Annotated in this window: 8 protein-coding genes and 2 pseudogenes; 4 read left to right on the top strand and 6 right to left on the bottom strand. The window is 70.3% G+C overall.

What is annotated here, in order from left to right; translation table 11 throughout:
* Window positions 1-5: 5 nt before the first annotated feature.
* On the bottom strand, window positions 6-512 hold the full coding sequence (locus OG306_RS12780; RefSeq protein WP_266746300.1) for a hypothetical protein: 507 nt from the start codon (window positions 510-512) through the stop codon (window positions 6-8).
* A gap of 164 nt (window positions 513-676) precedes the next feature.
* Between OG306_RS12780 and OG306_RS12775 the strand changes: the two genes are divergently transcribed.
* Together OG306_RS12775 and OG306_RS12770 are read left to right on the top strand one after the other, a co-directional pair.
* The gene (locus tag OG306_RS12775; RefSeq protein ID WP_327259263.1) at window positions 677-1,177 is read left to right on the top strand and encodes a hypothetical protein; all 501 of its coding nucleotides are present in this window, start codon (window positions 677-679) and stop codon (window positions 1,175-1,177) included.
* A 99-nt stretch (window positions 1,178-1,276) separates the two neighbouring features.
* A complete protein-coding gene (locus tag OG306_RS12770; protein WP_266746299.1) occupies window positions 1,277-2,746 on the top strand; it encodes a S28 family serine protease in 1,470 nt (489 codons plus the stop codon).
* Between the two features lie 82 nt (window positions 2,747-2,828).
* Here the strand turns inward: OG306_RS12770 and OG306_RS12765 are convergent, their stop codons facing one another.
* Both OG306_RS12765 and OG306_RS12760 read right to left on the bottom strand, forming a co-directional pair.
* On the bottom strand, window positions 2,829-4,694 hold the full coding sequence (locus OG306_RS12765) for a glycoside hydrolase family 3 protein (protein ID WP_266746298.1): 1,866 nt from the start codon (window positions 4,692-4,694) through the stop codon (window positions 2,829-2,831).
* Between the two features lie 248 nt (window positions 4,695-4,942).
* Window positions 4,943-5,854, bottom strand: coding sequence for a LysR family transcriptional regulator (locus OG306_RS12760; protein ID WP_266746297.1), 912 nt, complete (start codon window positions 5,852-5,854; stop codon window positions 4,943-4,945).
* Window positions 5,855-5,953: 99 nt separating this feature from the next.
* Here OG306_RS12760 and OG306_RS12755 point away from each other — a divergent pair, with 99 nt between their 5' ends.
* Window positions 5,954-6,913 (top strand): EamA family transporter, encoded by a 960-nt coding sequence (locus OG306_RS12755; protein WP_266746296.1) that lies wholly within the window; start codon window positions 5,954-5,956, stop codon window positions 6,911-6,913.
* Between the two features lie 10 nt (window positions 6,914-6,923).
* Here the strand turns inward: OG306_RS12755 and OG306_RS12750 are convergent, their stop codons facing one another.
* Window positions 6,924-7,712, bottom strand: a complete 789-nt coding sequence (locus tag OG306_RS12750; RefSeq protein WP_266746295.1) for a sugar phosphate isomerase/epimerase family protein — start codon at window positions 7,710-7,712, stop codon at window positions 6,924-6,926.
* A 102-nt stretch (window positions 7,713-7,814) separates the two neighbouring features.
* Window positions 7,815-8,138 (bottom strand): annotated as a pseudogene (gene tnpA, locus OG306_RS12745) (IS200/IS605 family transposase); the annotation flags it as partial.
* Here tnpA and OG306_RS12740 point away from each other — a divergent pair.
* Window positions 8,128-8,607 (top strand): annotated as a pseudogene (locus tag OG306_RS12740) (RNA-guided endonuclease TnpB family protein); the annotation flags it as partial. The pseudogenes tnpA and OG306_RS12740 sit on opposite strands and share 11 nt — an antisense overlap.
* An 84-nt stretch (window positions 8,608-8,691) precedes the next feature.
* Here OG306_RS12740 and OG306_RS12735 read toward each other — a convergent pair.
* A complete protein-coding gene (locus OG306_RS12735; protein WP_266746294.1) occupies window positions 8,692-11,469 on the bottom strand; it encodes a CDP-glycerol glycerophosphotransferase family protein in 2,778 nt (925 codons plus the stop codon).
* Window positions 11,470-12,097 lie beyond the last annotated feature (628 nt).

Raw genomic sequence — 12,097 nt, 5'->3', positions numbered from 1 at the left:
CGGTGTCACTCGCCGATGGCGGAGATCTTGTAGGTCCGCAGGTCCGACCGCACGGTCAAGTACGAGTACCTGGGGTGCTTGTCCTTGCTCCAGGTGAGCCGCACCGTCGACCAGGTGTGACCCGCGCCGCTGTCGCCCGAGGTGACCCGGAAGGCGAGCGGGGTGTTCTGGGCGCGGAGCACGCCGTCCGCGTGGTTGCGCCGCTCCCAGGTGGCCAGTTGGGTGCGCAGCTGGGGGGTCAGATAGAACGACCGCAGGGCGGTGGTGAGATTGCCGCCGTCCTTCGCCGTGACGGCATCGATGTAGGCGGCGTAGAAGTGGGCAACCTGCTGGAAGGCCGGGGCGCCGGCGTCGCTGCGGGCCGGCGCCGCGGCGACCGGGGCCTGCGGGGCGGCCGTGGCGGCGGGGACCACGGAGGCGGCGGTGACGGCGGTGAGGAGAGCGGTGGCGAACAGCGTCCGGCCGATGACGCGCCGACCGCGGGGGGCCTGGGCGCCCGGGAGTTGGAGCATGACAGTTCCTGCCTTTCATGTAGATCTGCCCTGTTGGACCCGTGCTGTGGCGATGTGGTTGTCCCGGTGGACGGAGCGCGCCCGATGCAACCTCCGAATGGCCCCCTGCGTCGTACGCATGTGCGCACATGCGTCGAGCGTGGGCGTAGGTGTTCGATCCGACGATGGGACTGCTGGTGATCAGAGGGACTGAAAAGGCCGGCGGGTACGGACGGACCGGACGGGAGGGACAGGGCGGACGGGAGGGACAGGGCGAACGGGAGGGACGGAATGGACGGGGCGGATCACGCCGGAGGCTTGCGTGGCTGTTCGTCCTGCCGTTGGTGGCGGTCGTCGGTCTGGTGCTGACCGGTACCGCGGCGAGCAGCGCCGACGCCGCGACGGTCTGCGCCGGGCGCCCCGCGAAGACGGTCACGTTCAAGACCGGTGAGCTGCGCGTCTTCAAGAGCCGCTCCTATGCCTGCGCCGTCGCGGTCGCCAACAAGCCGGGCTCGCGCCGCACGATGTCCGTGACGCTCCAGCCGCGCGGCGGCAGCCCTGTCGTCGACAGCGGCCGGTACACCCGACAGGCCGGCCCGGTGACGGTCCACGCGCTGAACCGGTGCGTGCGGGCCTCGGCCAAGATCTCCGGAAACTCCGGTTCCACGGGCTGGATTCTCTGCTGACGGCCCCGGCCTGTGACTTTCCCGGGCCGACGGGGTCTGGCGGCGCAGGTGTTGCCCCGCTAGGTTCACGGCGTCTGTTGTGAATCATGGGGAGGGTGTATGCGTAAGGCGCTCAGAGGGTTCCTGTCGCTCGCGGTGCTCATCGGCACGGTGAGTGCGACGGGTGCCTCGGCCGGGGCGGCCACCGCCGCGGAACCGGCCGCGTTCGGGAGCACGGTTGGCAGTGACAGCGGCACGAGCACGGACATCAAGGACCGCATCCTGGCCATCCCGGGAATGAGTGTCATCCAGGAGAAGCCGTACGACGGCTACCGCTACTTCGTCCTCGAGTACACCCAGCCGATCGATCACCGGCATCCGTCCAAGGGCACCTTCCAGCAGCGCATCACCCTGCTGCACAAGGACACGTCCCGCCCGACGGTCTTCTTCACCGGCGGCTACAACGTCTCCACGAACCCCAGCCGTTCCGAGCCGACCCGGATCGTCGACGGCAATCAGGTCTCTCTGGAGTACCGATTCTTCACCCCGTCCCGCCCGTCGCCCGCCGACTGGTCCAAGCTCGACATCTGGCAGGCCGCCAGCGACCAGCACCGCGTCTTCACCGCGCTGAAGCAGATCTACACCAAGAACTGGCTGGCCACCGGCGGCTCCAAGGGCGGCATGACCGCCACGTACTTCGAGCGCTTCTACCCCGAGGACATGGACGGCGTCGTCGCGTACGTCGCGCCCAACGACGTGGTCGACAAGGAGGATTCGGCGTACGACCGGTTCTTCGAGCACGTCGGCACCAAGGAGTGCCGCGACAGGCTGAACGGTGTGCAGCGCGAGGCACTGGTCCGCCGTGAGCCGCTGGAGCAGAAGTACCAGGAGTACGCCACCGCGCACGGCTACACCTTCGAGACCACCGGCTCGCTCGACCGGGCGTACGAAGCCGTCGTCATGGACTACGTCTGGGCGTACTGGCAGTACAGCCTGCTGTCCGACTGCGACACCATCCCGGCCGACGCCAAGAACGCCCCCGACCAGGCGATCTGGGACTCGATCGACTCGATCTCCGGCTTCTCCGCCTACGCCGACCAGGGCCTGGAGAAGTACACCCCGTACTACTACCAGGCGGGCACCCAGCTCGGTTCGCCGAACATCAAGCAGCCGTGGCTCGGCAACCTCAGCCGGTACGGGTACCAGCCGCCGCGCAACTACGTGCCGCGCTCCATCCCGATGAAGTTCCAGCCGTCGGTGATGCGCGACGTCGACAACTGGGTGAAGCAGCACGCCAACCACATGCTGTACGTGTACGGGGAGAACGACCCGTGGGGCGCGGAGCGCTTCCGGCTCGGTGCGGGCTCCCGGGACAGCTATGTCATGACCGTGGCGGGCGGCAACCACGGCTCGAACGTGGCCGGCCTCGCCGCCGACGACAAGGCGAAGGCCACGGCGGCCATCCTGCGCTGGGCGGGTGTCGCCCCGGCCGCCGTGCGGGACGACCCGTCGAAGGCCAAGCCGCTCGCGGCGTTCGACGCACGGCTCGACAAGCGGGACGTGATGAACGAGCGCGGGCTGCGGCCGTAACCGTTCCTCGAACGAAGCCGTACCAAGGAGAAGGGAGGGGCTGTGCGCCTGCACAGCCCCTCCCTTCCCGGTCACCGGATCTCTAGTACGTCAGGCCGTACCCGACCGGGTACAGCACCCGCGCCGGATCGTCCGCGCGCTGCACCGGCACCGGCAGGGTGCCCTCCGGTTCGGCGCGGCCCGCGATCACCCGGGCGGCGGCCCGCAGTTCGACGTCGGTCCAGGAGTACGTGGCCAGGTTCGCCGCGAACCCGGTCCCGGCCAGCTGGGCGATGTCGTACGGATTGCGGATCGCGACCGTGATCACCGGGACGCCGGTCGCCGCCAGCGCGCTCACCAGGGTGCGCTGGGAACTGCTCGCCGAGACGTTGTACGTGGCCACGATCACCGCGTCCTTGCCCCGTACGGCCGCCACCGCCTCGTCGATCTTCGCCTTGGTGGGGGCGGTGCCGGTGGACAACGCCGTTGCCGAGTGGCCCAGTTCACCGAAGGCGGTGGCCAGGGTGGTGGTCGGCGGTCCGGTGGTGCCGGACGGCGAGGCCGGATCGGCGCCGACCACGAGGAGGTTCTTGTGGGAGCGGCGGGAGAAGGGCAGCACCGCGCCGTCGTTGGCGAGCAGCGTGGTGGTGCGCTCGGCGATCCGGTCGGCGGCGGCGAGGTGGGCCCGCGTCCCGACGGTACGGTCCACCCCCGCGTGGCTGACGAACGGGTCGTCGAACAGCCCGAGCTTCGTCTTCAGCCGCAGGATCCGCAGGATCGATTCGTCGATCCTGGCCTCGCTGATCTCACCGCTCTTCACGGCCGCCAGGACGGCGTTCCAGGAGACGTTCAGGTCCGGCGGGTTGAGCAGCTGGTCGACGCCCGCCAGGAGCGCGAGGACCGGCACGCGCTCGTCGCCGTACTTCGTCCGCACGCCCTCCATGCCGAGCGAGTCGGTCACCACGACACCGTCGTAACCGAGTTCCTCGCGCAGGATGCCGGTGAGGATCGGGCGGGACAGCGTCGCCGGGTCCTCGGCCGGGTCCAGCGCCGGGACGACGATGTGCGCGGTCATGATCGAGTCGATGCCCGCGGCGATCGCGGCCCGGAACGGCGGCTCGTCCAGCTCCGCCCACTGCTGCCGGGTGTGGCCGATGACCGGCAGGCCGGTGTGGCTGTCGGTGCTGGTGTCGCCGTGGCCCGGGAAGTGCTTGGCCGTCGAGGCGATGCCGCTGCTCTGATACCCCTTCACCTGCGCCGCGACCATCCCGGCCACGGACTGCGGGTCGGAGCCGAAGGAGCGTACGCCGATCACCGGGTTGGCCGGGTTGACGTTGACGTCGGCGTCCGGGGCGTAGTTCTGGTTGATGCCGAGCGCGGCCAGTTCGGCGCCCGCGATCTGCCCGGCCCGGCGGGCGTCGGAGCGCGAGCCGCCCGCGCCCAGCGCCATCGCGCCCGGCATCAGGGTGGCGGGCTCGCCGACGCGGCAGACGATGCCGTGCTCCTGGTCGGTGGAGACGAGGAGCGGCAGGGGAGTGGGGCCGGCGAGACCGGCGCGCTGGATGCCGTTGGACAGGTCGGCGATCTGGTGCGGGTCGCGGGTGTTGTGTGCCCAGGCGAAGTAGATGATCCCGCCGACGTGGTACTTCGCGATCAGCTCGGCGGCCGTACGGACCCCGATCTCGGCCAGGTTGGCGTCGATGTCGGCCTGGTCGGGTTCCGTGGCGGAGTGCCCGTACACCCGCATCACGAAGAGCTGCCCGACCTTCTCCTCCAGGCTCATCCGGGAGATGAGCCCCTTGAGGCGCTTGGTGGCGGCGGCTGAGTTCTGCTGCCCGCTGCTCTGCCCGCTGCTCGCGGACCGCTGGGCGGCGACGGCGCCGGGGGCGACGACGCCGCCCGTGACGGCGGCCGCGGCGGTCGCGGCGGTGGCGGTGAGGAGGGTGCGTCTGGAGGTGCGGTGGTGCACGTGAGCTCCTTCGGCCGTACTCGGGGACGAGAGGTGGTGAAAGAAACGGTGGTGAAAGTAACTTCCAAGAAGCACGGATATCCAGAAAATAACTTCCGGTCAAGGGCTCGGACCGTTTTGAGCCCGTCCAGTACCCGGGGCCGCGGCGCCGGGAGTGTGGTGCACGGGGCGAGGCGTCAGGGGGACGCGGCGCCGGAAGCGTGGCGCCGGAGGAGCTCGGTGGCAGGGGTCGCGGCGCCGGGGTTCCGTTACGTCCTCAGCCCCACCGCGGTCCCATGGGCCTGGAGCGCCGACACCGCCGCCGTGATCGAGGGCCGCCGGGCCGCCTCCGTACGCCACAGCGCGTACAGCCGGCGCACCGGCACGGGGGCGAGCGGCACCGCGACCACCCCGGGCGGCAGCGGCCCCCGCCCCAGGCGCGGGATCAACGCGACCCCGAGGCCGGCGGCGAGCAGGGCCAGCTGCGTGTGGTTCTCCTCCGCCTGGTGCCGGATGTCCGGCTCGTAACCCGCCGCGCGCAGCGTCCGTACGAGCCAGTCGTGGCAGACCGTCCCGGGCGGCTGGCAGATCCATCGCTCCTTCGCCAGCTCCTCGCGCCGCACCGCCTCCCGCCCGGCGAGCCGGTGGCCTGCCGGCACCAGCAGATCGCACGGGTCGTCACCGATCACCGCCTGCGCCACGCCCTCCGGGGCGGGCAGCGGGGCGATGTCCCAGTCGTGCGCGACCGCCAGATCGATCACGCCCTTGGCCACCAGATCGACCGAGAGATGCGGATCGACCTCGGTCAGCCGGACCTCCAGCGCCGGATGGTCCCGGTCCAGCCCGGCCAGTACACCGGGCAGCAGCCCGCGCGCCGCGGACGCGAACGCGCCGATCGACAGCCGCCCCGTCGGCAGCCCCCTGCGCTCCTCCAGCGTCGTCTCCGCGCGCTCCACGATCGCCAGCAACTGCTGGGCGGTGGTGGCGAGATGGAGCGCCTCCTCGGTCAGCGCGACGCCGCGCCCGCGCCGTTCGAGAAGGGTCGTACGGGTCTCCCGCTCCAGCTTCGTGATCTGCTGCGAGACCGCCGACGGGGTGTAGCCGAGCGCGGCGGCGGCGCCCGCGACGGAGCCATGGACGGAGACGGCGTGCAGTGCGCGCAGCCGGGACAGATCGAGCACCGGAACCTCCGGCCCTTGGTAATCGGTTAGCAACGCTCAATTCCACCATGAAGGAATCCGTGCTGGTGCTACATGGTCGGCTCGGGTGATCCTCGGTGCATGCGTCCCCTCCACATCGCCCTGGCCGCCCTGGTGGCCGCCGTCTGGGGTGTCAATTTCGTCGTCATCGAGGTCGGCCTCGGGCACTTCCCGCCGCTGCTCTTCTCCGCCCTGCGCTTCCTGGTCGCCGCGCTGCCCGCGGTCTTCTTCGTCGGCCGGCCCAAGGTCGCCTGGAAGTGGATCGTCGGCGTCGGGCTCGTCCTCGGAGTGGCGAAGTTCGGGCTGCTCTTCATCGGCATGGACCGCGGGATGCCCGCCGGTCTCTCCTCCCTCGTGCTCCAGGTCCAGGCGGTCTTCACGGCTCTCTTCGCGGCGCTCGCCCTCGGTGAACGACCGGGCAGAATACGGGTGTTGGGGATGGGGGTGGCTCTCGCGGGCATCGCGGTGGCGGCGGTCGACGAGGGCGCGGGCGGGCCCGTGCTCGCCTTCGTCCTGGTGATCGCGGCGGCGGCCTGCTGGGGTGTGTCCAACGTGTTGACCCGCAAGGCCGCCCCGCCCGACTCCCTCAACTTCATGGTGTGGGTATCGACCGTGCCCGTGCTCCCGCTGCTCGGCCTCTCCCTCGTCTTCGAGGGCTGGGACCGCGACGCCGACGCCCTGGCCGCGCTCGACTGGAGCGGGGCCGCAATCATCGTCTACGTCGCGTGGATCACCACCGTCTTCGGCTTCGGGGCCTGGGGCTTCCTGCTGCGCCACCACCCGGCCTCGTCGGTGGCCCCGTTCACCCTGCTCGTCCCGGTCTTCGGGATGTCCTCGGCCGCGCTGTTCCTCGGCGAGTCGGTGAGCCCGCTGCGGTGGTGCGCGGCGGCTCTCCTGGTCGGCGGGGTGGCCCTCACCTCGCTGGCGGGGGCGCGCCGGCCCGGCCGGGCGGCATCGGATCGGGCTCCCGTGCCCGGTGGGACTGCGGGACCTGCGGAGCCGGAGACGCCGGAACCGGTACCGCGGCCGGCGCGGACCTGAGCGCAGCCGCCTACGACTTGGGCGTACCCAGCCGCAGCAGATGCTCCCGCCCCGCGCTCAGCAGCCCCGGCAGCTCCGCCGCCCCCGGGTGCCACCGCTTCTCGTACTCCCAGCAGACCCAGCTGTCCGCGTCCAGGGTGTCCAGGCACTCCCGCAGTGGCAGCACCCCCGCGCCCAGTGCCAGCGGCGTGGTGTCCTCGGCCGACGCGATGTCCTTCACCTGTACGTACCCCAGGTGCGGGGCCAGCACCGCCTGGCTCGCGGCCGGCTCCTCGCCCGCCAGCCAGGTGTGCATGACGTCCCACAGCGCACCGATGCTGCCGTGCCCCACCGCCCCCACCACCCGGGCCACGTCGGCCCCCGCCCGGTGCGAGTCGTGGGTCTCCAGCAGGATGCGTACGCCCAGGTCCGCGGCGTGCGGAGCGGCGGCGCCCAGCCGGCGGGCGGCGATCGCGTCGGCCACGGCGGGGTCCTGGCCGCCGCCGCCCGGGAAGACCCGCACGTTCCGGGCCCCCAGGTCGTGGGCCAGCTCCATCAGCCCGGCGAGCTCGTCCAGCGCGGCCCGGTCGTCCCCCTCGGCCGCGACGCGGACATACCCGGCAACGGTCAGGATCTCGACGCCGCCCTTCTTGAACTCCTCGACGACATCGGCCCGTTCGAGCGCCGAGATGCCCGGGTGAACCGGTTCCTCGGCGTGGGCGCGCAGCTCCACCCCCTGATAACCGTGCTCCGCGGCGAGCCGGACGACATCGGCCACCGGCATCCCCGGCACTCCGAGGGTCGAGAAAGCGAGCTTCACTTGCGTGTTCCTTCCATCCCTCTCTTCGGAGGGAATCCCTGCCTTCGGGCGGGGAGGGAATCCGATCTCGGGACTGCTCTAACTGTCAGGCTGAAGCGGACGTTATTGCTGCTCGATGTACTGCTTGACGATATCCAACGGTGCGCCACCGCAGGACCCGGCGAAGTAGGAGCCCGACCAGAAACGGCCGTGCATGATGAAGCGGTTGACATGGCCGGTGAACTCCTGTCGCAGATAGCGGGAGGACACGCCCTTGAGCGAGTTCACCAGGGCCGACAGGGCGATCTTCGGCAGGTAGTGCACCAGGAGATGCACGTGATCCTCTTCGCCGTTGAACTCGATCAGCTCCGCGCCGAAGTCCGTGCAGACGTTCCTCATGATCTCCTCGCAGCGCGTCAGCATGGCGTCGTTGAAGCAGGAACGCCGTGACGCCTTCCGGCACGTGCCGAGGACGAGCATCACGTACGGGGTGCAGTCAGCACAGCTGAAGGAGATCCGGGCGTTCGACCCAAAGCGGCAGGGCCGCTGGTCCTTCTCCTCGCAGCAGGCCACGCTGCGTCGCCTGGACAAGGCGTTCGGTGCGTTCTTCCGCCGGATCAAGGCCGGCGAGACGCCCGGCTACCCGCGCTTTCGTGGGGTGAACTGGTTCGACACTGTGGATTTCCCCAAGGACGGCGACGGCTGCCGGTGGAACTCCACCCCGCACGACCCCGTTACCCGGGTCCGTTTCCAGGGCGTCGGGCACGTCAAGGTCAACCAGCACCGTGTGGTGGTCGGCAAGGTCAAGACCGTCAGCGTCAAGCGCGAGGGCCGCAAGTGGTTCGTCGTGCTCACCGCCGAGCAGGACCGACCCGAACCGCTCCTGCCCACGGGCAGCGTCGCCGGTATCGACCTGAAGACCCAAGAGATGCGCGTCACGCCCTCGCGCCGCGCGTCCCATCCGCGCAGGGCCGGTCCCGCCCGGCCCTGCGCGGCACGCTCAGCCGTCGGTCGGGGCTGCGGCGTGCGGTCCGCCGACGAGCATGCGGTCTACGACCCGCGCTGTCGCGAGACCGTCCCCGGGCTCGCAGAAGTCCCTTATGAACTGAGCGTACTTCTCCCGGTACTCCGCTTCGACGGCATCGACGTCGAGCAGGGCCTTGACCAGGTCTTCGGAGGTCTCCAGCAGCGGGCCGGGCGCCCGGGTGGTGAGGTCGAAGTACAAGCCGCGCAGCGAGTCCCGGTAGTGCTCCAGGTCGTAGGTGAAGAACAGCATCGGCTTACCCGAGTGCGCGAAGTCGAAGAACGCCGAGGAGTAGTCGGTGACCAGCACATCGGCGACGAGGTACAGATCGGCGATGTCCGGGTAGCGGGTAACGTCCCACACGAAACCCCGGCCGACACCCGGTAGGCTGCCATGGACCCTCGGGTGCTTGCGGAAGAGCAGCACATGGTCGTGACCGAGTTCGGCCTGGGCCGCGGCCAGGTCGATCCGCAGATCGAGTTTGTACAGCTTGCTCGCGTGCCGCTGGTCTTCCCGCCAGGTAGGAGCGTAGAGCACCACCTTCTTGCCCTCGGGCAGGCCGAGCCGCTCCCTGACCCGCGCGGCCCGCGCGTCGCGGTCGGGGGCGTGGAAGACGTCGTTGCGCGGATAACCGCTCTCGAACAGGTCGCCTTCGATGCTGTACGCCCTGCGCATGATCTCTGTGGTGTACGCGTTCGGCGACACCACGAAGTCGAACTGCCGGTAGCTGTGCGGCAGGCTGGCGATATAGGCGGGACTCGACTTGGTAGTGCCGAGGAGGTCCTTGCCTATCTTCTTCAGCGGCGTGCCGTGCCAGGTCTGCACGACCTGCTGCCCGGGGCGGGTGACGAACCAATCGCCCACCGCCGTGTTGACGACGACGTAGCGGCTGCGCGCCAGTGCCTCGTACCACTCGCGGCTGCCCTGGCCCACCACACGCGCTCCCGGCGGCATCTCGGGCAGCCCCCCGTCCTGGGTCCAGATGTGCTCGACGTCGACCCCCCGGCGCACCAGCTCCTCGTAGACCGCCCGCGGCGAGTCCGAGAACTGCTTGCCGCTGAGGCTCGTGTAGAGCACCGCGTCGCGCAAGGGGAGCTCGCGCTGCTCGCGGAAGTACACCTCGCGCAGCATGCGCTGCCGGTAGGCGCCGTGCTCACCGGGGCCGAGCAGCCGTTCCGGCTCGATGAAGATGCGGTCGAAGTAGCGGCGGTCCACGGTGTAAGCACGCTGCGGGCCACTGAAGCACAGGGGCAGCTCCTGCACCTGCTCCGGACGCAAGGTCACCGGGACGTCCCCGGACTTGTCCCAGGCGTCCACGTCGCGGAAGAACAGGTACCAGCGACCGGGGCACAGGGGCAGCTCGGGACCGTGCACCTGCGGGGCCGCCTCGGGCTTGATCCGGACCGTGAACCGCCCGTCGGCAAGCTCGACCGGCAGCTCCTTCTCCTCGAAGCGGACCCCGTGCCGCAGGATGACCTTCTTCCCGGCCGCTTCCTCACCGGGATACGTACCCTCGAGCACCAGCTCCCCCGACCCCGTCACGGTCATCGCGTCGACCACGGGTCGGACGGCTCGCGTTGCCAGCACCAGCCTGCCGGGCCCGTCGCGGTGGACGGCCAGCTCGCGGCCGGGGGCAAGCCGGTGCCTGCCGGTCGTGAAGCCCTCGGCGAGGAGGGCCGCCTGGCCCCGGTCGTCGGCTCCCCTCAAGGTCACCTTGAATTCCCGGGTCTTGGTTCCCGGCACGTCGTTCGCGGCCAGCCGGGCAAGACTGAAGACCGACTGGTAGCGCCGGAACGCGTCAGCGGAATCGGACAGGGGAGTGAGCGGGCTGTCGAGTCTGGTGTCGCCTACGACGACGCTCACGGCGGTGGGGGCCTTGGCGCCGCTCCGCGCCCTGGTGACCAGTCGCAGCTCGCCGTCCGCGACGGTGCAGGACTCGACCTCGACAGGGGGCTGCTGCACCGTGATGCTCACGGCATTCTTGGTGAAGCCGACCACGAGACGTGAGCCGTCCGCCAGATGACGAACCTGGTTGTGCCCGGCCGTGCCCGCGTCGCGCTGGCGCACCCGCGCGCCGTAGGTCCCGCCCGGTCCCAGGATCCCGACGTACAGAAACCACTGGCCGGCACCGTGCTCGGCGAGCTCGCGCAGCCGACGAGCAGAGACGACGACTTCGAAGCCCGTGTGGTCGTAGCAGTGCAGGGCCTGTCCGGAGGCGACGGTGGCCTGCTCGCTGCGGGTGCGGCGCATGCGCAGTCTGATGCGGCGGCCGGTCTCGCCGTCCTCCAGCACCGCGAATCGGCCGATGACGCGGCCCGAGGGACGCGGCAGGTTCGCGACAAACGCGTACCCTTCCCATACCAGATCGTCGCCGCGCCAGCCGACCGAGGTGAGCTGCGCCGTCACCGGCAAGTCGCGATGCGTGAGCGCGGCGATCCGTTCAGGCAGCGCCAGGCCCCGCAGCCCCGGCAGCACCAGCCGGGGGCGCCGGGCGCCTGCCACGAGGAAGGCGCCCGGGTCCCTGCGCTGGCGCCGGACCACCTTGACAAGATCCTCGGCGCGCCCCTCGGCAGCGAGATACCATATGACGCGCTCGCGCGGAGGGAGGTCAGTGAGCACCCCCTCGCCGTGGATCTCGAGCAGTTCCCGCGCCGTGGCACGCAACTCCTCGCGCTCGGCCTGCGAGCTCTCGGGAAAGAATCGCAAGATCCTCCGTACTCTTGCCGACGTGAGATCGGCGAGAGACTGCGCCATGAGCAACGCCCTTCTTTAACGTGCCGGTAAAATCTAAGCCATCGCACGTTAACGGAGTCACTCGTGTGCCGCACGCTTCGCGTGATAACAGTGCGGGCACATGCAGCTTGGATCCGCTGCCCAGGCCAGGACGTGCCACAGCAGCCTGGAGGACGGCCGGTGCGGATCTTGGAGTCGTCTTCGCGGAAGGTGCGGTCCCGGACGTGGTGGAGAAGATTTTCGATCTTCCACTGGCCGCGGATCCAGGCGGCGAGTTGGGCGCCGGTCGCGGCGCCGGGCGGCAGGCTGGTGATCAGGTAGACGCGTTCGATGGTGAGCTTGCCGGTGGTGAAGTCCTGCCTCCAGCGCACGAGTTGGAGGGCCTGCTTGGCGTCGGGGCAGTCGAGGTGGGCGAAGGCAGCGGTCTTCAGGCGCCGGATCTCGTGGCGGTGGTGGGCCCGGGCGCGGTCGTAGTGGTCCAGGGCATCACCGTCGAGTTGGACCAGCAGGCGGCGCAGGGTGTGGGGGTGCGGGACGGACACCGTGCCGGTCAGCGGGTCGATCGGGAAGCCGAGGGCCCGGCAGGCCCATACCGGAGCGTCGGAACACCGTCCAGCGCGTCCCAGGCGCTCGCCGTGCCCATGGTCGT

This window comes from Streptomyces sp. NBC_01241 (assembly GCF_041435435.1).
Lineage (GTDB): Bacteria > Actinomycetota > Actinomycetes > Streptomycetales > Streptomycetaceae > Streptomyces.
The sequence above is the reverse complement of the archived record's forward strand: the minus strand, read 5'-3'. Positions and strand labels throughout refer to the sequence as shown.